Here is a 19,359-nt window from a genome sequence, read left to right as displayed (position 1 = left end):
CGGTTGGGTCCGGCGGTCGAGATAGATTTTCATTCGAAACTTAAACGCGCAATGCATCGATCAGTTCCCGCATATCCGCAGGGATTTCGCTGTCGAGCGCGATCCTGTTACCGGTCACCGGATGAATAAAGCCCAAATGGGCCGCGTGCAATGCCTGCCGCGCGAAATTCCGGGCTTTCAGCACCTCCGACAGTGGCTTTTTGGCGCGGCCATAAACGGGGTCTCCGACGAGCGGGTGGCCGATATGCGCCATGTGGACGCGGACTTGATGCGTGCGCCCCGTTTCGAGGCGGCATTCGACCAGCGTCGCCCCCTTCAGCGGTTCGATCGTCCGATAATGGGTGATCGCATGTTTGCCGCGCCCTTCGGCAACCACTGCCATCTTCTTGCGGTTGGTGCTCGACCGGCCGAGCGCGGCGTTTACCGTGCCGTTCGCGGGCATCGGGCGGCCGGTCGCAAGCGCCAGATATCGACGATCGATGCTGTGCGCGGCGAACTGCTTTGCCAGCCCTTCGTGCGCCTTGTCGTGCTTTGCGGCGACGATCAAACCGCTCGTATCCTTGTCGATGCGGTGGACGATCCCGGGCCGGGCGACGCCGCCGATGCCCGACAACTGTCCTGCGCAATGGTGGAGCAGCGCATTGACCATCGTCCCGTCAAGATTGCCCGCGGCGGGATGGACGACCATGCCGGCGGGCTTGTCGACGACGATCAGATGTTCGTCCTCGAACGCGATCACCAGGTTCATGTCCTGCGCGACATTATGCGCGGGCGCGGCTGCGGGAACGCGGACTTCGAGTGTTGCTGGAGCCGCGGCCTTGGCCGAGGGGTCCCACAGCACATGGCCGGCAGCATCGGCAACGCGTCCGCCCTTGATCAGCGTCTTCAGCCGCTCGCGCGAAAGTTCGGGGAGCGCTTCGGCAAGCGCGCGATCCAGACGCAGTCCGGCTGCGCTGTCGCCCAGCGACACGGTCAGAATATCGTCATCCCCCTGCATTGGTTCGAATGTGGTGGTGAGGCACGGAATTTCAAGGGAAGGTCCGCCCATTCTCCTTCGCCATGCCGGACTTGATCCTGCATCCATTCAGCCTCGCTGCTATGGACTCCGGATCAAGTCCGGGGTGACGAACTAAAAGGATTTGGCCTCGACGCATCGCGCTTGCCCTTAACCATATCCCTGCCGTAGGGAGCGTTCGCGAGCCGGAAATGTCCGGTCTGCGGGGAGCCTGTTCATCCATGACCGACGATCGCGTCGATTTCGCCTCCATGCTGGCCTCGCGCCTATGTCATGATTTGCTGAGCCCGGTGGGGGCGTTCGCCAACGGGCTGGAACTGCTCGCGGACGAAAAAGACCCCGAAATGCGGGCGCGCTGCATCGACTTGCTCGAACAGAGCGCACGCACATCGGCCAACAAGCTCAAATTCTTCCGCCTGGCCTTTGGTTCGGCCGGCGGGTTCGGCGAGCGCGTCCCCGCCGACGAAGCGAAGTCGGCGATCGAGGGGGTCATCGGCGACCGCGCGATCGACCTCAACTGGATGATCGGGAGCGAACCGCTGCCCAAGCCGGCGGTCAAGATCATCCTCAACCTGTCGCTGATCCTCGTCGATGCGCTGGTGCGGGGCGGGCGGCTCGACGTCGGCTGTGAAACGCAGGGTGACGGAATCGAAATTGCCCTGCATGTCGAGGCCGAGCGCCTGTTCCTCGACGCCGATGTCGAACGGATCTTGCAGGAAGGCGAGGGGGCGACCGCGATGACGTCGCGCACTGCGCCTGCGGTGCTCGTCCAGGCGGTCGCGGCGCAGAACGGCGGCACCGTCATGCTCGCCCGCGAAACCGCGACATCGCTGCTGGTCGGGGCGGTGCTCAAGGGGCGCTGAGCCCGGCGATTTCGGCTTCACGATTTTCTGTCGCGGCGCTGCCGCACAAACGCTCCATTAACCATTGTCCGCCATGGTCGTGCCAAGGAATTTGGGGCGCGCCGTTACCGTCATGGACGATCTGCTGAACGACTTTTTGGCCGAAACGGCCGAAATTCTCGCCGAAGCCGGCGGGGCGTTGGTCGCGTGGGAAGCCGATCCGACCGATCGCGCCCAGCTCGACGCGATTTTCCGCCTCGTTCACACGATCAAGGGCAGCTCGGGTTTCTTGGCGCTGCCGCGCGTCACCGCGCTCTCGCACGCCGCCGAGGAGGCGCTCGATCAGGTCCGCCGCGACGCGCGGGCCGCCGACAGCGCGCTCGTTTCGGCGGTGCTGGCCGTCGTCGACCGGTTGTCCGAGCTTTGCCGGGTTCTCGGCAGCGATGGCGTCGAGCCGGCGGGCGACGATGCCGATGTCATCGAGCCGCTGGCGATGGCCGAGGCCGTGCCCGAAGCGCCCGTGGAAATCGCCGGGATTACGCTCCGCCGCGAGGATGATTTCGCCGCCGAATTGCAGAGCTGGCGCTCGATCCGCGTTCCCCTGCCGTTGCTCGACACCGTGATGACCGGGGTCACCGACATCGTCCTCGCGCGCAACGAATTTGCCCGCATGCTCCGCGAATCGGGAGCCGATGCATCGCTCATCGCGTCTTTCGACCGCCTTTCGGACTCGATTGCCGGAATGCGCCAGTCGGTCAGCCAGATGCGGATGCAGCGGATCGACAAATTGTTCGCGCCGCTGCCGCGTGTCGTTCGCGATCTCGCGCAGGATCTCGGCAAGAAGATCAAATTCACCACCAGCGGCGGCGAGGTCGAACTCGACCGCGAGATGATGGAAAATATCCGCGATCCGCTGATCCATATTGTTCGCAACGCGATCGATCACGGGATCGAGCCGCTCGACGAGCGCGTCGCGGCGGGCAAGGGGATTACCGCGACGATTTCGGTTGCGGCACGCCAGTCGGGCAACCAGATCGAGATTGCGGTGCGCGACGACGGCCGCGGCCTGTCGCCCGACGCGCTTGCCCAGAAGGCGATCGCGGCGCGTGTCCTCACCGCGGCCGAGGCGCGCGGCCTGACGGCAAAGGACAGGCTGGAGCTCATTTTTCGTCCGGGCTTTTCGACTGCTGCAAAGGTCACGGCGATCTCCGGCCGCGGCGTCGGCATGGATATCGTCAAGGCGAACCTCGAAAAAATCGGCGGGGTCGTTGAACTGCGTAACGACGAGGGGCGGGGCCTGACGATCGTGCTGCGCGTGCCGATGACGCTCACCATCATCTCGGGCCTGATGGTGCGCGCTGCGGGGCAATATTTTGCCATTCCGCGTGGCTCGGTGCGCGAAATCCTGCTCGAAACGAGCGACACCGTCCGCATCGATCGCGTCGGCGGCGGCGAACTCGCGACGGTGCGCGGCGAACAATTGCCGCTGCTGCGGCTCGAAGACGTTCTCGGCTGCACGCGCGACGAACAGGACGACGTCGACGATCGCGCGCTCGTCGTGATCCGGCCGGGGCAGGGACAGAGCTATGCGCTCAGCGTTGCGGCGATCCACGACCATGAGGAACTGGTGATCAAGCCCGCGGCGCCGATGATCATGGCGACCGGCCTTTATGCCGGCACGACCTTGCCCGACAATGGGCGGCCGGTGCTGCTCCTCGACGTCCAAGGCATGCTCGCCGCGTCGGGGATCGACGCGTCCGAAGAGGGCCGCAGCGGCGATGCCGAGGCGGCGGCCGCCGACGAAGCGCAAAGCGCGCGTCATGCCACCCAATTGCTGCTTTTCCGCGATATGAACGGGCGGACGCGCGGCGTCCATCTCTCTGCGATCGAACGCGTCGAAGAGGTTCCCGCAACCTCAATGTTCGAAAGCGCCGGGCGCACGCAGGTCCGGATCGGCGACGACATTTTCCCAGTCCACACGACGACGCAAAGCGACATCGGCGAAACGCTCAAGCTCCTGCGGATTCACGACGGGCGCGCCGTCCTTTGCTATCCGATTGCCTCGGTGATCGACATCGTCCGTCTGCCCGACGTCATCCAGCCGGCGGCGGCGCCGGGGCTCATCGCCGGCGTCATTCTTGTCGGCGATGAACCGGTCGAACTCATCGACCCGTTCTGGCTGATGGCACAATATGGCGCCGGCCGGACGCCGTCGACGCTTCGCCGGCCGCTCTGCCGCCTTGCCGGCGACGATGACGGCTGGGGCAGCAATTTCCTGGCGCCGACCCTGCTCAACGCGGGGTACCGCGTCGTATCCGGGGACGATGCCGGCGAGACGCCTGATGTGCTGCTTTGCCTGTCCGACGAAGCCGATGCGTGCGCGCATCCCGGCGACGCGGTTCCGGTCATTCGCCTCCGCGCTTCGCTTGCGGCGAACGGTCCGGACGATGAAACCGTCTATCGCTACGATCGCGCCGCGCTGCTCGACGCGCTGCGCAGCCGGGTCGGGGGAGGCCGGGCATGATGGAAAAACTCTATCTGATCGCGCGCATCGCCGACACCCGCGTGGCGCTGCGCAGCCAGTCGATCAATTCAGTGGTGACCGTCGGCACGCCGGTCGAGGTGCCTGCCGCGCCGCCGCATGTTGCGGGGCTCTTCGCGCTGCGCAGCCGCGTCTTCACGCTGATCGATCCGCATGTCGTGGTCGGGCTCGCGCCGGTCGCAGTGGTGCCGGGGCAGCGGGTCATTGTCGTCGACGTTGCCGAGCATGGCTATGCGCTGCTCGCCGACGAGATCGAGGATGTCTGTTTTATCGACGCGCCAGAGACGCGAGTGGTGGGCAAGCTGTTGCCCGGATGGGCGCGCGTCGCGGAAGCGGTGATCGAACATCGCGGCGCTTCGCTGCTGGTCGTCGATCCGTCGCATTTCGTCACTCTGCCGGCTCAGACGGCAGCGTGACTCATATCGTAATTAACCGGGTTGTTAACGGGCTGGACACCCCTTCGCCATAACGTGGCGGAAATCCCCGGGGGGTCGGAGGTCAATATGTCGAAATCGTGTCTGGTCGTCGATGATAGCAAGGTGATTCGCAAGGTCGCCCGCCATATTCTTGAAAGCATGTCTTTTGCGGTGGAGGAGGCGGCCGACGGGCAGGAGGCGCTGACCTTTTGCCGCGCGCATCGTCCCGACGTGATCCTGCTCGACTGGAACATGCCGGTGATGAGCGGGATGGAATTTCTCGGGGCGTTCAACGACCTCGACTATGGACGCGCCGAACGGCCGCGCGTCGTTTTCTGCACCACCGAAAACAGCATCGACCATATCCGCGCCGCGATCGAGGCGGGCGCCGACGAATATGTGATGAAGCCGTTCGATCGCGAAACGCTGGAAGGAAAATTGCAGCTCGTCGGGGTCGCCTGACGCGCGGCATGGCGACCTCGCGGCGCCCTCTCTCCGAAAGTCTTCCGGACGCCGACCTGCCGGCGACGCGCGCGGTTCGCGTGATGCTCGTCGACGACAGCCTCGTCGTGCGCAGCATCCTCGAACGCATCGTCGATCAGCACCCCGGGCTCAAGATCTGCGCCTCGGTCGCCTCGGCGCACGATGCGCTGGCCTTTCTCGCCTGCGAGCCGGTCGACGTCGTCATCCTCGACATCGAAATGCCGGGAATGAATGGTATCGACGCGCTGCCGCACATTATCGAACGCGCGGACAATGCCCGCGTTCTGATCCTTTCGTCGAACTGCGTCGAGGGCGGTCCGGCGGCGATCGAGGCGCTCGCGCTCGGCGCGAGCGACACGCTCGCCAAGCCCGGGCGCGGCAGTTTTTCGGGGCGCTTCGCCGAAGTGCTGACCGAGCGTATCCTGTCGCTGGGGCAATTGCCGATACCTGCCGTCGCGCAGGTGGCGCGGCGAGCGATGCCCCCGCCGGCGCCCGTCGCGGTCGACGCCATCCAGTCGATCGACTGCATCGCGGTCGCCGCGTCGACGGGCGGCATTCCGGCTTTTGCGACCTTCCTCGCGCATCTCGATCGCCGGATCACTGCGCCGATCCTGCTGACCCAGCATCTGCCCGACGCCTTCATGGAATTTTACGCGCGGCAGATCGCGACGATGACCGAGCGTTCGGTGCATGTCGCGGCGGCGGGCATGCCGATCGAGCGCGGCCATATCTATCTCGCACCCGGCGATGCGCATCTGACGGTGGTTGCCAGCGGCCGGCGCCGCGAGATTGTGCTCGATCGCCGCCAGACCGACAATGGCTGTTGTCCGTCGGCCGACCCGATGTTCGCCTCGGTCGCCGAAACCTATGGCGAGGGCGGCGTGGCCGTGGTCCTCAGCGGCATGGGACGCGATGGCGCGAGCGGCGCAGCGCGGCTGAAGGCTGCGGGCGGCACGGTCTTCGCGCAGGCGCCCGAAAGCTGTGTGATCTGGGGCATGCCCGGCGCGGTGGCGAAAGCGGGCGTTGCCGCGGCGACGCTCAATCCCGACGCGATCGCGTTGATGCTCGGCAGCTTCCTCAAGGGACGGGCCAGGTCGTGATGGGAAGCAGCGCCAGCGAATCGGCGTACCGCGTCCTGATGGGCGTGCTGGAATCGCGCACCGGTCAGACGCTGTCGCCGAACCGGATCTGGCGGATCGAAATGTCGTTGAAGCCGGTGATGCAGCGCCACGGCATTACCGACCTCGACGCGCTGGTGGCGGCGCTGGTCACCTCGAACAGCCGCGGATTGCTCGACGACACGGTCGATGCGATGCTCAACAACGAGACCTATTTTTATCGCGAATATAGCGTCTTCGACGACATTGCTGCGACAGCGCTCGAACAGTTGCGCAAGGTCAACGCGGCACAGCGGCGGATCACCATCTGGCATTGCGGCGTGTCGACCGGGCAGGAAGCCTATTCGATGGCGATGCTCCTCGCCGAGCAGGATGCCAGATGGGCGGGCTGGCAGGTCGATATCGTCGGCACCGACGTCAGCCGGCACGCGATTTCGCGGGCGCGGATCGGGCTGTACAGCCAGTTCGAAATCCAGCGTGGGCTACCCGTCCAGCGCATGGTGCGCTGGTTCGATCAGGCCGACGGCGGCTGGCTTGCCAAGGCCGAAATCCGCCGCCGCATCGATTTTTCGGTGCAGAACATGCTCACCGACCGCCCGCCGCTGAGCAGGCCGGCCGACCTCATCTTCTGCCGCAACCTGCTTCTCTACTTCTCGCTGCCGATGCGGCAGAAGGCGTTCGCGCGGCTGCGCGCCATGGCGGCGCCGCACAGCTTCCTCGTCCTCGGGGCGGGCGAGACCGTGCTCGGCCAGACCGACCAGTTCGTCGCCAGTCCGCGGCTGCGTGGTCTCTACGAGCCCGCCGACCAGCAGGCGCGGCGGGCGACCGCTGCCTGAGCTTGCAATTTGTCCGGCGCTGGCGCAATCGGGGCGGGGGCTGATTGAGGACGGGCAACGACACGCATGAGCGATTTCATCGAACGCTGGTCTCCCAATTTCGACGACCGCGCCCTGCCTGTCTCGATGATCGTGCTGCACTATACCGGTATGAAGACCGGCGCCGAAGCCATTGATCGGCTTGCCGATGCCGAGGCCAAGGTGTCCGCGCACTATGTCGTCAGCGAAGACGGTCAGATCACCCATATGGTGCCCGAGGAGAAGCGCGCCTGGCATGCCGGGAAATCGCACTGGCGCGGGGTCAGCGACATTAATTCGGCGAGCGTGGGGATCGAGATCGTCAATCCCGGGCACGAATGGGGCTACACCCCCTTTCCCGATCCACAGGTGGCGTCGGTCGTGCGCCTCGTCCACCTGATCAAGGACCGTCACGCGATCACGCGCGGCAACGTCGTCGGCCATTCGGATATTGCGCCGACGCGCAAGCAGGACCCGGGCGAGCTCTTCCCTTGGGAGGAACTGGCGCGTCGCCGCCTCGCGCTCCCGCGCCCGACCAAGAAGCTGACCGACCCCTTGTGGACCGACGCCGGCTTCCTGCTCGCGCTCGAACGTTTCGGCTATGACGTGACCGACGGGTTCGCCGCGACGGTCGCCTTCCAGCGCCGGTTCCGCCCCGAACTGATCGACGGCACGATCGATGGCGAATGCCGCGCCATCCTGCTGGCGCTGCTGCTGCCGCAGCCCGAGGGCAATTGACTCGTCAAACCCGGCCAAAGGGCCTATAATCGTCCGCGCCAGAGGGTCGGGCGATCGCCGCCGCGCAAGCGGGGGAGGAAAGTCCGGGCTCCACGGAAACCACGGTGCCGGATAACGTCCGGCGGCTTCGGGCAACCGGAGTCAGGGAAAGTGCCACAGAGAGAAGACCGCCAACGGCTTCGGCCCGGCGAAAGGTGAAAGGGTGCGGTAAGAGCGCACCGCGCGGACGGTAACGGACGCGGCATGGCAAACCCCACCGGGAGCAAGGTCGAATAGGGATGGCACGGATTTATCCAGGGTCGGTTCCGGCCCCGCCGTCCGGGTTGACTGCTTGAGCGTTCGGGTAACCGTCCGCCTAGAGGAATGATCGCCCAGTCCCCGCAAGGGGATGGACAGAACCCGGCTTACAGACCCTCTGGCATTTCTCTCCCCGATCCGCGCGCTGGAACCGCGCGCAACCGGCCCGCGTATTAGGTGGACCAGAAAGGGAGACGAACCATGAAAGTCGTCGAGGATCATGTCGAAGTCACCGAGACCGAAGCCAGCAGCGGGGTCAAGGGACATAATGTCCGCTATGTGCTCGCCATTTCGCTGATCGCGGCGATTGTCGTGCTGTCGCTGGTCTGGATCGTCCCCGCGCTGCTGCAGCCTTAGCGACGGCTGCTATTTCGCCTTGGTAAAGGCGACGAGCTGTTCCTCGGGATCGGGCGTGTCCGCCATATAGACGGGTTTCGACGGGCGTTTGAAGCGGGTGATGAATGCGTCCTCATAGCTGGCGTCCTCGCCCTCGCCGGTCAGCTTCAGCGTCTTGGTCTCGACGTCGCCGGTGAGAAGGTTCCAGCTCATCTCATTGCCGTCATGGGCATAGGTACGGCTGTAGACGGTGGCGTCGAGCCCGATCAGGCGCAGCTTCGGCTCGACCTTGTCGGCGCGATAGCGGTAGGTCGCCGAAAGCGCGGTGGTGCCACCGGTCAGATCCTTGATCGTGAGCACCCCCTTGCTGATCGATAGTTCGGCCGGGCCCAACGCGTCGGGCGCCAGCTTGAAATCGCCGCCGGGCTGATGCCCGAAATCGACCTCGCTGCGATAGCTGAGCACGACATAGGCATGCCGCTGGTCGGGGCTCGCGACGACAAACGCCGTGTCGGGATCGCCGTCGCCGTTGAGATCTCCATCGACGCGGCCCTCGATCTCCTCGCCAAGCTCGAGCTGGTCGAGGAGGAACTGGTCGGTGATCGGCGCGCGTGCCGGTGCGGCTTGGGCGGTGCCCTGCAGAAGCAGCGCTGCCAGAAAGATCGTTCTTCTCATCCCCGTACTCTCCCCTCAAGTGCCAGCTTATCAGCGATTGGCCGATCGTCCAGTCGTCGTCGGTGACGATGCGCACAGGGCATTCAGGGGTAGGAAATCCGCAATATTTCCCATTCTTTCGGTCCGGCCGGAAGCTGCACGGTTCTGAGGTCACCGACTGCCGCGCCGCGCAGCGCGCGGGCGAGCGGGCTGTTCCAGCCGATGCGGCCGTCGCCCGCCTCGGCCTCGTCGTCGCCGACCAGTGTGACGATGCGCCGTACGTCATCGTCGTCGGCGAGCTCGACGGTCGCGCCGAACCAGATACGGCTCTTGTCGGGCTGTGCCGCCGGATCGACGACGCGCGCCGCCTTCATTCGCCGGGCGAGAAAGGACAGCCGCCGGTCGATCTCGCGCAGCCTTTTGCGGCCGTAGATATAGTCGCCATTCTCGCTGCGGTCGCCGTTACCCGCCGCCCAACTGATCGTTTCGACCAGCTTCGGCCGTTCGGTCGCGAACAGCGCGTCATATTCGGCACGCAGCGCGGCGAAGCCCGCCGGCGAGATGATATTGGTCTTCTCCCCCGCCACCGGCGCTTATCCCGGGGTGCGTTTGCCGAGATAAAAGCTCAGCGGCGCCTGCGGCAGCGTCCGCCCGTCGCGCAGCGTGTCGTAGACGACGGCATTTTCGAGCACCCGCTGGACATAGTTGCGCGTCTCGAAGATCGGGATCGCCTCGATCCAGTCGACCATCTCGATCCCGCCGCCGCGCGGGTCGCCGTTGGCGCGCAGCCATTTGTTCACATTGCCCGGCCCGGCGTTGTACGCCGCGACCGCCAGCGGATAGCTGCCGCCGAAATAGCTCAGCATCTGCTGGAAATAGGTCGAACCCAGCATCATATTGTAATTGGTGTCGGTGGTCAGCGAACCGGCGTCATAGCTCAGTCCCAGCTTGCCCGCGACCTCGCGCGCCGTGCCAGGCATCAGCTGCATCATCCCGCGTGCCCCGGCATGGCTGATCGCCTGCCGGTCGAACTGGCTTTCCTGCCGGGTGATCGCGTGAATGAAGGTCCAGTTGCTTTCATGGCCCGCCGGGACACGGACGGTCGGGAAGCCCGATACTTCGACGGCGTCGAGGCTGTTCGCCTGCGCGCTCCGCCCGATCATCACGCCCAGGTCGGGGCGGCCGATCTGCGACGCGAGTTGACCGGCGAGGACATGGTCGGCGGGCGAGGTCGCTTTTTGTGCCAGCGCACGCAGGAACAGCGACTGTTCGCGCCAGGCGCCGATCTCGCCCAGCGCGCGCGCGGCGCGGACGAGGCGATCGTCGCCGAATGCCCGCTTTTCGTCGTCGCTCACCTGGATCGAGGGAACCGGCGTCGGCTTCGGTTGCGGCCGGTTCAGCCGCTCGAGCGACAATTGTCCGTAGAACTGGTCGTAATGCTGGGCTGCATCGGCAAAGGCCGCATTGGCCGTCGCGGGATCGCCCGCCGCGAGCGCCGCGCGGCCCGCCCAGTAGAAGCCCTTCGTCCGCGTCTGCGCCGAGCGCGCCGCCTCGCCATAGTTGCGGAACAGGCGTACCGCCTCGGCGGGGCGGCGGAGGTTCTTGTAGGCGAGCTGACCCGCCAGCCACGCGAGCGAGGTATAATCGTCGCGGATGCCGAGCGGCGTCTCGCGGATCACCGTGCCGGGCGGCAGCGCATCGTCGAGCTGCCGCGCGATATTATAGGCGGTCTGCTTGTCGCCCGCGGCATCGGCTTGCCGTGCGTTGGTGAGCAGCGTTTCGAGCCATTCCTCGGCATCGGTCGGTGCGCTCGCGAGCGAACGCGGTGCAGCGAGCAGCGCGCGGGCTTCGCCGACCCGGCCGCCCTTGCGCAGCCACGTCGCCTTGTCGGTGATATAGCCGGCATCGGTACGCGTCAGCGACGGGTTCGCGCCCTCGACTGCCATCGCCTGCATCGCGGCATCGACCGCGCCGCTGCGCATCGCGAGGCGCGCGGCAAAGATGTTGCGCTTCTCGGGCGAGGTATAGGCAAGCTGGCGGCCTGCGGCGGCGGTGGCGCCGAGCCATAGCAACCGGTCCATCCGTGCGTCGTGATCGGCGGGCGTCAGCGCGCCGGGAAAGAAGCTGAGCGCCCGGCTCGCTTCATAATCGTCGAGCGCGCCGCTGGTCCATGCACGGCGAACGGCGGCATTGGCCTCGTCACGGCGCCCGGTCGCGTTGAGCGCGAGCGCCATGCGCAGGTGCCCGCTCGCGGTCTGCGGGGGATAGGCGGCGAAATAAGCGAGGGTGCGCGAGGGGTCGAAACTGTCGAGCGCGATTGCCTTTTCGGCGCGGCTGCGCATCTTGTCGGCGTCGGGCCAGCCCTTGTTCGCCATCAGGAAGCGCGAAAGCTGGTCGAAGGACGCGCCGGTGTTCGCGGTCAGCCGCCGCCATTCCATCACCGCGTCGCCGACCGAACTGGTGGCGGGCGGCGGCCCCGAGGCCGACGCGAGCCCCATCTGGGCGCGGTACCAGGCCATTTGTTCGGGGGTAAGTTCACTGGCGGTGGCAGCAGTGGGGACGAGCAGGGCCGCGGCGAGCGCGAGGCGGGAAATCCTGGGCAGCGAGATCATAGCGGCCATACTAATGCCAAACTCCTTGCGGGGCGCTGAATAGACGTCCATTAGGCGGCGCGCCTGAGATTCCTATCGGTCTTGGGCCTGTTTTTGTAAAGGAGCGGAGCATGTTCTCGGGTTCGATTCCCGCCTTGGTGACGCCATTTCGCGATGGAGCGTTCGACGCGCCGGCTCTCAAACGGCTGGTCGAGTGGCAGATCGACGAGGGAACGAGCGCACTGGTGCCGTGCGGCACGACCGGCGAGAGCCCGACGCTCGGCTTCGAGGAACATTATCGCGTCATCGATAGCTGCATCGAGGCGGCGGCGGGCCGCGTCCCGGTGATCGCCGGCTGCGGGTCGAACGACACCGCGACCGCGATGCGCCACATGCGCCACGCGCAGGCCGCCGGAGCCACCGCGGCGCTGGTCGTCGCGCCCTATTACAACCGCCCGACGCAGGAGGGCATGCTCGCGCATTTCCGGGCGCTTGCCGATGCGTCGGACCTGCCGATCGTCGTCTATAACGTCCCCGGCCGCACCGTCGCCGACATCAGCGCCGAGACGATGTGCAAGCTCGCCGAAATCCCCTCGGTCGTGGCGATCAAGGATGCGAGCGGCGACCTCGCCCGCGTGACGGTGCATCGTGCGGGCGCGGGGACGGACTTCTGTCAGCTTTCGGGCAATGACGATCTGTGGCTGCCGCACGCCGTCATGGGCGGCGTCGGCTGCATTTCGGTCACCGCCAATGTCGCGCCGCGGCTCTGCGCCGACTTCGCTGCGGCGTGTGCCGCTGCCGACTGGGCGAAGGCGCTGGCGCTGCACGACCGGCTGTTCGATCTCCACAAGGCGATGTTCTCCGACGCGTCGCCGGGGCCGGCCAAATATGCGCTGTCGCGTATCCATGACTGGTTTTCGCCCGAAGTGCGCCTACCTATCATTCCGGCGTCGGACGCATCGCGTGCCGCCGTCGATGCCGCGCTGTCGTCGGCAGGAGTGATCTGAGCTTTCGTCATGGCCCGTCCGCAGTCCGCCGCCGAATTCGACAAGAAGAAGGTCGTCGCCGAGAACCGGCGCGCGCGCTTCGACTATGCGATCGAACAGGTGTTCGAGGCGGGGATCGCGCTGCAGGGCACCGAGGTGAAGTCGCTGCGCTTCGGCGAGGGGACGATCGCCGAAAGCTATGCCGAGGTGACCGGCGGCGAGGTGTGGCTGATCAACGCCAATATCCCCGAATTCAGCCACGGCAATCGCTTCAATCATGAACCGAAGCGGCCGCGCAAGCTGCTGCTGAACGGGCGCGAGATCAACAAGCTGCACGCCGGCGTGATGCGGCAGGGGATGACGCTCGTCCCGCTCAGCGTCTATTTCAACAGCCGCGGCCGCGCGAAGGTCGAACTGGCGCTCGCCAAGGGCAAGAAGGCGCACGACAAGCGGGAGTCGATCAAGGAACGCGACTGGAAGCGCGACAAGCAAAGATTGATGAAGGAACGCGGATGAGCGGGCCGGGAAAGAAGCCGGGCGACAAGGCTGCGGTGATGAACTGGATCCGGCGCAATTCCCCGAACCGCGAGGAATTGCTGGAAAGCCGTTTCATCAAGCCGTTTGCCCACCGCGTCGCGCACAGCCATCTGTGGCGTTTCACGCGGACCTCGGTCCGCCGCGGCACCGCGCTCGGGCTGTTCGTCGGCATTTTTTTCCTGATCCCCGGCGTGCAGATACTGGGCGTCGCGCTGCTGGCGCTGCCGTTTCGCGCCAATATTCCGATCGGGGCGGCGATGACCTTCCTGTCTAATCCGGTCACCACCCCGCTGATTCTGGCCGCGTCGGTGTGGCTGGGGAGCGCGCTGTTCGGCATGCACACCAACGTGTCGAACCTCTACATCCTCTATGACGAAGGCGCTTCGCTCGTCGAATGGTGGCACTGGTTCACCGCCAACGCGGGAACGGCGCTGCTCGGCGGCCTTGCAGGTCTCTTCGTCATTTCGGTGGTTTCGGCGGTCGTCGGCTATCTCCTCGCCTCGGTGATCTGGGATAGCTGGATCCGCCTGCGCTGGCGGCAAAAGATTCGCCGGGCGCGCGACAAACGACTTGAGGCATCGACGAGCGACACGCCCGCCGGTTGAACCGCCGGAGCGCCCGCGCGTATAGCTGGTCTATCGCTCGTGCCGTCCCTGCCTCTGCGGAACGGCGCTCTGCTCTGTCTCGAAATCCGGGGAATATCATGACTCGTCTCCACGCCTCTTCGCGCCTGATGGCGACCGCCGCGCTTGGCGCCATCCTCTTTGCCATCGTCCCGGCAACCGGCGCCGCTGCGCAAGAAGCCGCCGCGACCACGCCCGCCGCAGCAACGACCGACAAACCCGAAATCGGCGATTTCGGGTTCGACACCACCGGCATGGACAAGAGCGTCCAGCCCGGCGACGATTTCTATGCCTATGCCAACGGCGCCTGGGCAAAGAACACTCAGATTCCGGCCGACAAGTCGAACTATGGCATGTTCACCGCGCTGGGTGACCTGTCGCAGAAGCGCACGCAGGAAATCCTCGAGGCAGCGAAAGGCGACCCGAACAGCATGATCGGCCGCGCCTATGCGTCGTACCTCGATTCAGCGGCGGTCGAGGCCAAGGGGCTCGCGCCGATCGAGCCGTGGCTGGCGAAGGTCCGCGGCGTCGACAAGGCCGGCCTCGCCGCGCTGCTCGCCGAAGCCGACCGCAACGGCATTCCGCATTTCTTCGGCGGTTATGTCGGGCAGGACGACAAGAATCCCGAAGTCTATATCTATTCGATGGGGCAGGGCGGCATCGGCATGCCCGATCGCGATTTCTACTTGAAGGATGGCGAACGCAACACGAAGCTGCAGGCCGCTTATCTGGCGCATCTCCAGAATGTCTTGACGCTCGCCGGCGAAAAGGATGCCGCGGCGCGCGCCAAGGCGATCTATGATTTCGAAAAGCAGGTTGCGACCGTCCACTGGGACAAGAACGACAGCAGCGACGCGGTCAAGGTCTACAACAAGATGACGGTCGCCGAGCTGGCGAAGGCGGCGCCGGGTTTCGACTGGGCGACCTTCATCCGCGGCGTCGGGGTCAAGGAAGACACGCTGCTGGTGGCGCAGCCGAGCGCCTTCACCGGCGAGGCGAAGCTGCTCGCCGATGCACCGATCGGCGTCATCCGCGACATATTGATCGTCCGCAGCCTTGACGGCTTCTCCGACGTGCTGCCCGACGCGGTCGCACAGGAAGCCTTTGCCTTTTATGGCACCGCGCTGTCGGGCACGCCGCAGATGCAGGAGCGCTGGAAGCGCGCGGTCGATTTCACCACGGGCAATATGGGCGAGGCCGTGGGCCAGGATTATGTCGCCAAATATTTCCCGCCCGAAACCAAGGCGGCGATGGACGTGCTGGTCAAGAATGTCCTCGCGGCGCTCGACACGCGCATCGGCAATTTGACGTGGATGCAGCCCGAAACCAAGGTGAAGGCGAAGAAGAAGCTTGCCAATTTCACCACCAAGATCGGCTATCCCGACCGCTGGAAGGACTATAGCAAGCTCGAGATCAAGGCCGACGACCTGTTCGGCAACGCGCTCCGCTCGAACCAGTTCGCGCACGACGACAATATCAGCCGCCTCGGCGGCCCGATCCGTCGCTGGGAGTGGGGGATGACCCCGATGGAGGTCAACGCCTATGCCAATTTCGGCATGAACGAGATCGTCTTCCCCGCCGCGATCCTCCAGCCGCCCTTCTTCGATCCCAATGCCGACGCGGCGATCAACTATGGCGGCATCGGCGCCGTCATCGGCCACGAGATCAGCCACCATTTCGACGATCAGGGCGCGAAGTACGACGAGACCGGTAAGCTTGCCGACTGGTGGACCCCCGCCGACGTCGCGGCTTTCGAGGCGGCGGGCAAGGCGCTCGTCGCGCAATATGACGCCTATGAAGTGCTGCCCGGCGAACATCTCGACGGCACTTTCACGCTTGGCGAGAATATCGGCGATCTTGCCGGTCTGACCATCGCCTATGACGCCTATAAGAAGTCGCTGGGCGGCAAGGAAGCGCCGGTGATCGACGGGCTGAGCGGCGATCAGCGCTTCTTCCTCGGCTGGGCACAGGTCTGGCGGCGCAACTATCGCGACCAGAATCTGTCGCAGCGGATCACCACCGATCCGCATTCGCCGTCGATTCAGCGGTCTTGGGTCTCGCGCAATCTTGACCCGTGGTATAAGGCCTATAACGTCAAGGAAGGCCAGAAGCTCTATCTGGCGCCGAAAGATCGCGTCCGCATCTGGTAACGCGCGAGGGTCAAAGCCCGGTATTGCCACATTCGAGGTTTGAAGCGATTTTGTTCAGGGCTAGGAGGCGAGGCGAAGGCATATAAACATATTCCAAGCCTTGCCGACGACGCCATGGACAAAATCGGTCAAATCCCGCAGGGACGTCGAAATGGCTTCGATCTCGTCTCCGCGTGGCCTTGCAGATGGAACCACCATCCGCTGCGGCCACCCGAAGCCGATATCTTCGCCATTTCGACGCCTCGAAAGTGGCAATACCGGGTTTTGACCCTTGATCGGAAAGACTGTCATTGACCGCGCAAAGCCTGCCTGCCGCTGAGGAAGATTTCAGCAGGGAGGCGGGCCCGGGCGGTCCGTTGCTGGTCCCGCCGACGCTGTCGCGCATCGACTATGCGGTGCTCGGCGGGCTGGCGCTGCTGTCGGTCGCGCTGCTGTTCTGGGTCACCGGCAATGCGCCGCTCGCGGCCGGCTTCCTCGCCGGGCTGGCGATCGCGGTCGGCGGCGTGGTGCTGGCGCGCCGATTGTTCCCGGTCCCTGCGGCGGGCGAGGCTTCGCTTCCCGACTGGACGATGCTGCGCGCCGCGGTCAATCACGACGATGTCGCGATTGCGGTGACCGACCGCGCCGGCCGGCTGGTCTGCGCCAACGACCTGTTCGCGACCTGGTTCGGCGGCTTTATCACCCCGCCGGGATTGCCGGTCGACGGACGCGGGGCCGAATTGCTCAAGAACGCCGGACGCGCGGCGTGGCGCGACGGCGAAGGCCGGGTCGACGATCTGGCGGTGGGGCCGTTGCAATTGCGTGCGCAGGTGACGCGGACCGGGCAGGCCGAGGATTATCTCGTGTGGCGCTTCGCGGCGCTCGAGCGGCTCGATCTCGTGTCCGAGATCGTCCGCCACCTCGACGGACCGGCGGGACGGACGCTGGGGCAGGCAGGGGTGATGGCGGCGCTCGTCAGCGCCGAGGGACGACTGCGCGTCGCGAATCAGGCGTTTCTGCTGCGCGCATTGGGCGAAGGCGATGTTAGCCATTATGCCGGCCGTGATGTCGCGCCGATGCTCCGCCTCGACGATGGCGGCTCGCTCTATTTCGCGCGCGAAGGCGACCGCGCGACGCCCGTGCGCATGCTCCAGATCCCGCTCGCGCCGGCCGACAGCCACACGCCGATGCTCCTCGCGATGCTCGACGAGGAAATGGGGCCGACCGATCGCGGTACGGCGCAGGGCTATGTCGAAACCTTGCTGTCGCTGCTGCCTTTCGGGCTCGCGATGGTCGATCGCGACGGACGCTTTCTCTACATGAACCGCGCCTTCCTGCGCGCGGCCGGGCTCGCCGAAGGGAAGATGCTGCGGTATCCCGGCGATCTGGTCGTGGGCGAGGACAAGGGGCCGCTCGCCGACATGATCCGTCGCCACAGCAGCGGGCAGCAGGTCGGCGGCGACCTGTCGATCCGGCTGGCGGGGCAGGGCGACGAGCCGGTGTCGATGCGCGTTGTCGGCGTGCGCGGATTGGGCGAGGCGGCAGTGCTGCTGAGTCTGAAGGATTCGAGCGAGGAATCGCGTCTCAAGCGGCAGGTGGCGCAAGCGTCGAAGATGCAGGCGGTCGGCCAGCTCGCCGGCGGCGTCGCGCACGATTTCAACAATATCCTGACCGCGGTGCTCGGGGCGTGCGACCTGATGCTGATGCGCCACACGCCGGGCGACAGCGATTATGACGATATCCAGCAAATCCGCAGCAACGCCAACCGTGCCGCCAGCCTGACGCGGCAGCTTCTGGCCTTTTCGCGTCAGCAGACATTGCGGCCACAAATTCTCCAGCTTCCCGACGTCATCTCCGAAGTATCGCACCTGCTGAAGCGGCTGATCGGCGACACGGTGAAGCTGTCGGTCCATCATGGCCGGGGGCTCGGCGCGGTGCGCGCCGACCCCGGTCAGCTTGAGCAGGTGATCATCAACCTCGCCGTCAATGCGCGAGACGCGATGCCGGGCGGCGGCACGTTGACGATCGAAACCTATCCGGTCTCGGCAGCCGAAGCGCGGCAAATGGGCAGCGAGATCATGCCACCCGCCGATTATAGCGCCTTGAAGGTCAGCGATACCGGCACCGGTATCGCCCCCGACGTGTTGCCAAAGATTTTCGAACCCTTCTTCACCACCAAGGATGTCGGCAAGGGAACCGGGCTCGGCCTGTCGACCGTCTATGGCATCATCAAGCAGTCGGCGGGTTTCATCTTCGCCGACAGCAAGCCCGGGCAGGGGACCAGCTTCACCATCTACCTCCCCGTCCACCGTGCCGAAGGCGACGCACCGGTCGTCGCCGCGCCGCCGCCCAAGCCGAAGAAAAGCCAGTGGGGAACCGGCACCATCCTGCTCGTCGAGGACGAGGATATGGTGCGCGCGGTTGCCGAGCGCGCGCTGGTGCGTGCGGGCTACACCGTCGTCACCGCGTCGCAGGGCGAAGAGGGGCTCGAACGCTTCGGCCAGATGGACAAGGTCGACCTGATCGTCAGCGACGTCGTGATGCCGACGATGGACGGCCCGGCGATGGTTCGCGCCATGCGCGCGAAGCGTCCGGCGCTGCCCGTGCTTTTCATGTCGGGCTATGCCGAGGAACAATTGCGCCAGTCGATCGATATTGACGACGTGGCCTTCCTTCCCAAACCCTTTTCCGTCGCGCAGCTGACCGAAGCCGTGTCGGCGGCGCTCGACGAGGCGGCGCATCGGGTGTCCGATGCCGGATAATCGCCGCATCTTGCTCGTCGAGGACGATGTGCTGATCGGGATGATGCTCGTCGACATGTTCGACGCGCTCGGCTTTCCCCAGCCCGAGCAGGCGACAAGTAATCAGGAGGCGCTGGCGATCATCGGCGCCGGGCCGATCGACGGCGCTCTCGTCGATATCAACCTTGGCGACGAAAAGGGCTGGCCGGTCGCCGATGCGCTCGCCGAACGCGGCATTCCCTTTGCCTTCACCACCGGCGGCGGCGACGTCATTCCGCCCGCGCACGCGCACCGGACACTGGTGACCAAACCGTTCAGGATCAGCCAGATCGAAGCCATTCTCGACGAATTTTTCGCGGATTAGCTCGCCGGCGATTTTTCTTTTGTTCTGCCCTTGTTCTATGAGAACAAATGACGTACACAGCTTCGACGTTGCGATGGTCGGGCCGTCGCTCTA

Annotated in this window: 18 protein-coding genes and 1 other RNA gene; 15 read left to right on the top strand and 4 right to left on the bottom strand. The window is 65.5% G+C overall.

The window, feature by feature from the left end:
• Positions 1-40: 40 nt before the first annotated feature.
• A complete protein-coding gene (locus LH19_RS12755) occupies positions 41-997 on the bottom strand; it encodes an RluA family pseudouridine synthase (protein ID WP_054728478.1) in 957 nt (318 codons plus the stop codon).
• Between the two features lie 239 nt (positions 998-1,236).
• Between LH19_RS12755 and LH19_RS12750 the strand changes: the two genes are divergently transcribed.
• The 9 genes from LH19_RS12750 to LH19_RS28675 all read left to right on the top strand — a co-directional run bounded on the left by LH19_RS12750 (position 1,237) and on the right by LH19_RS28675 (position 8,662).
• Positions 1,237-1,878: a histidine phosphotransferase family protein gene (locus tag LH19_RS12750; protein WP_054728475.1), complete on the top strand. Its 642-nt coding sequence runs from the start codon at positions 1,237-1,239 to the stop codon at positions 1,876-1,878.
• Between the two features lie 112 nt (positions 1,879-1,990).
• Positions 1,991-4,381 (top strand): chemotaxis protein CheA, encoded by a 2,391-nt coding sequence (locus LH19_RS12745; protein WP_054728472.1) that lies wholly within the window; start codon positions 1,991-1,993, stop codon positions 4,379-4,381.
• Positions 4,378-4,815, top strand: coding sequence for a chemotaxis protein CheW (locus LH19_RS12740; RefSeq protein ID WP_054728469.1), 438 nt, complete (start codon positions 4,378-4,380; stop codon positions 4,813-4,815). The genes LH19_RS12745 and LH19_RS12740 overlap by 4 nt, the downstream gene beginning before the upstream one ends.
• An 87-nt stretch (positions 4,816-4,902) precedes the next feature.
• Positions 4,903-5,277: a response regulator gene (locus tag LH19_RS12735; protein ID WP_054588313.1), complete on the top strand. Its 375-nt coding sequence runs from the start codon at positions 4,903-4,905 to the stop codon at positions 5,275-5,277.
• 8 nt (positions 5,278-5,285) lie between these two features.
• Positions 5,286-6,398, top strand: a complete 1,113-nt coding sequence (gene cheB / locus LH19_RS12730; protein ID WP_054728467.1) for a chemotaxis-specific protein-glutamate methyltransferase CheB — start codon at positions 5,286-5,288, stop codon at positions 6,396-6,398.
• Positions 6,398-7,252: a CheR family methyltransferase gene (locus LH19_RS12725; RefSeq protein WP_054728464.1), complete on the top strand. Its 855-nt coding sequence runs from the start codon at positions 6,398-6,400 to the stop codon at positions 7,250-7,252. The genes cheB and LH19_RS12725 overlap by 1 nt, the downstream gene beginning before the upstream one ends.
• A 66-nt stretch (positions 7,253-7,318) precedes the next feature.
• Positions 7,319-8,008: an N-acetylmuramoyl-L-alanine amidase gene (locus tag LH19_RS12720; protein WP_054588310.1), complete on the top strand. Its 690-nt coding sequence runs from the start codon at positions 7,319-7,321 to the stop codon at positions 8,006-8,008.
• A gap of 38 nt (positions 8,009-8,046) precedes the next feature.
• Positions 8,047-8,431, top strand: an RNA gene (gene rnpB / locus LH19_RS24995) — RNase P RNA component class A.
• Positions 8,432-8,506: 75 nt separating this feature from the next.
• Positions 8,507-8,662 (top strand): hypothetical protein, encoded by a 156-nt coding sequence (locus tag LH19_RS28675; RefSeq protein WP_156344038.1) that lies wholly within the window; start codon positions 8,507-8,509, stop codon positions 8,660-8,662.
• 9 nt (positions 8,663-8,671) lie between these two features.
• On the opposite strand, the gene LH19_RS12715 is transcribed toward LH19_RS28675, so the two are convergent.
• The 3 genes from LH19_RS12715 to LH19_RS12705 form a co-directional block, all read right to left on the bottom strand.
• Entirely contained in the window at positions 8,672-9,316 is a 645-nt protein-coding gene (locus tag LH19_RS12715) for a hypothetical protein (RefSeq protein WP_054728461.1), read from the bottom strand.
• A gap of 83 nt (positions 9,317-9,399) precedes the next feature.
• Positions 9,400-9,882 carry a transcription elongation factor GreB gene (gene greB / locus LH19_RS12710; RefSeq protein ID WP_054728458.1) on the bottom strand — a complete coding sequence of 161 codons (483 nt, stop codon included), beginning with the start codon at positions 9,880-9,882 and terminating at the stop codon, positions 9,400-9,402.
• Positions 9,883-9,888: 6 nt separating this feature from the next.
• Positions 9,889-11,916, bottom strand: coding sequence for a lytic transglycosylase domain-containing protein (locus tag LH19_RS12705; protein WP_054728455.1), 2,028 nt, complete (start codon positions 11,914-11,916; stop codon positions 9,889-9,891).
• A gap of 101 nt (positions 11,917-12,017) precedes the next feature.
• Between LH19_RS12705 and dapA the strand changes: the two genes are divergently transcribed.
• The 6 genes from dapA (at position 12,018) to LH19_RS12675 (ending at position 19,266) form a co-directional block, all read left to right on the top strand.
• Positions 12,018-12,893, top strand: a complete 876-nt coding sequence (dapA, locus tag LH19_RS12700; RefSeq protein WP_054728452.1) for a 4-hydroxy-tetrahydrodipicolinate synthase — start codon at positions 12,018-12,020, stop codon at positions 12,891-12,893.
• Positions 12,894-12,902: 9 nt separating this feature from the next.
• Complete coding sequence (gene smpB / locus LH19_RS12695; RefSeq protein WP_054588305.1) at positions 12,903-13,388, top strand: SsrA-binding protein SmpB; 486 nt, start codon at positions 12,903-12,905, stop codon at positions 13,386-13,388.
• Positions 13,385-14,014: a DUF2062 domain-containing protein gene (locus LH19_RS12690; protein WP_082395654.1), complete on the top strand. Its 630-nt coding sequence runs from the start codon at positions 13,385-13,387 to the stop codon at positions 14,012-14,014. Before smpB ends, LH19_RS12690 begins: the two co-directional genes overlap by 4 nt.
• 98 nt (positions 14,015-14,112) lie before the next feature.
• Positions 14,113-16,182, top strand: coding sequence for a M13 family metallopeptidase (locus LH19_RS12685; RefSeq protein ID WP_082395652.1), 2,070 nt, complete (start codon positions 14,113-14,115; stop codon positions 16,180-16,182).
• A 359-nt stretch (positions 16,183-16,541) separates the two neighbouring features.
• Entirely contained in the window at positions 16,542-18,923 is a 2,382-nt protein-coding gene (locus LH19_RS12680; RefSeq protein WP_054733487.1) for a hybrid sensor histidine kinase/response regulator, read from the top strand.
• Positions 18,913-19,266 carry a response regulator gene (locus LH19_RS12675; RefSeq protein WP_054728443.1) on the top strand — a complete coding sequence of 118 codons (354 nt, stop codon included), beginning with the start codon at positions 18,913-18,915 and terminating at the stop codon, positions 19,264-19,266. Before LH19_RS12680 ends, LH19_RS12675 begins: the two co-directional genes overlap by 11 nt.
• The last annotated feature ends 93 nt before the right edge of the window (positions 19,267-19,359 follow it).

The organism is Sphingopyxis macrogoltabida, assembly GCF_001314325.1.
Taxonomy (GTDB): domain Bacteria; phylum Pseudomonadota; class Alphaproteobacteria; order Sphingomonadales; family Sphingomonadaceae; genus Sphingopyxis; species Sphingopyxis macrogoltabida.
This window is presented reverse-complemented; position numbering and strand designations above follow the sequence as displayed.

Coding starts and splice junctions, on each gene's coding strand:
- LH19_RS12755 (WP_054728478.1), bottom strand. CDS start 997: ATGCAGGGGGATGACGATATTCTGACCGTGTCGCTGGGCGACAGCGCA.
- LH19_RS12750 (WP_054728475.1), top strand. CDS start 1,237: ATGACCGACGATCGCGTCGATTTCGCCTCCATGCTGGCCTCGCGCCTA.
- LH19_RS12745 (WP_054728472.1), top strand. CDS start 1,991: ATGGACGATCTGCTGAACGACTTTTTGGCCGAAACGGCCGAAATTCTC.
- LH19_RS12740 (WP_054728469.1), top strand. CDS start 4,378: ATGATGGAAAAACTCTATCTGATCGCGCGCATCGCCGACACCCGCGTG.
- LH19_RS12735 (WP_054588313.1), top strand. CDS start 4,903: ATGTCGAAATCGTGTCTGGTCGTCGATGATAGCAAGGTGATTCGCAAG.
- cheB (WP_054728467.1), top strand. CDS start 5,286: ATGGCGACCTCGCGGCGCCCTCTCTCCGAAAGTCTTCCGGACGCCGAC.
- LH19_RS12725 (WP_054728464.1), top strand. CDS start 6,398: ATGGGAAGCAGCGCCAGCGAATCGGCGTACCGCGTCCTGATGGGCGTG.
- LH19_RS12720 (WP_054588310.1), top strand. CDS start 7,319: ATGAGCGATTTCATCGAACGCTGGTCTCCCAATTTCGACGACCGCGCC.
- LH19_RS28675 (WP_156344038.1), top strand. CDS start 8,507: ATGAAAGTCGTCGAGGATCATGTCGAAGTCACCGAGACCGAAGCCAGC.
- LH19_RS12715 (WP_054728461.1), bottom strand. CDS start 9,316: ATGAGAAGAACGATCTTTCTGGCAGCGCTGCTTCTGCAGGGCACCGCC.
- LH19_RS12705 (WP_054728455.1), bottom strand. CDS start 11,916: ATGGCCGCTATGATCTCGCTGCCCAGGATTTCCCGCCTCGCGCTCGCC.
- dapA (WP_054728452.1), top strand. CDS start 12,018: ATGTTCTCGGGTTCGATTCCCGCCTTGGTGACGCCATTTCGCGATGGA.
- smpB (WP_054588305.1), top strand. CDS start 12,903: ATGGCCCGTCCGCAGTCCGCCGCCGAATTCGACAAGAAGAAGGTCGTC.
- LH19_RS12690 (WP_082395654.1), top strand. CDS start 13,385: ATGAGCGGGCCGGGAAAGAAGCCGGGCGACAAGGCTGCGGTGATGAAC.
- LH19_RS12685 (WP_082395652.1), top strand. CDS start 14,113: ATGACTCGTCTCCACGCCTCTTCGCGCCTGATGGCGACCGCCGCGCTT.
- LH19_RS12675 (WP_054728443.1), top strand. CDS start 18,913: ATGCCGGATAATCGCCGCATCTTGCTCGTCGAGGACGATGTGCTGATC.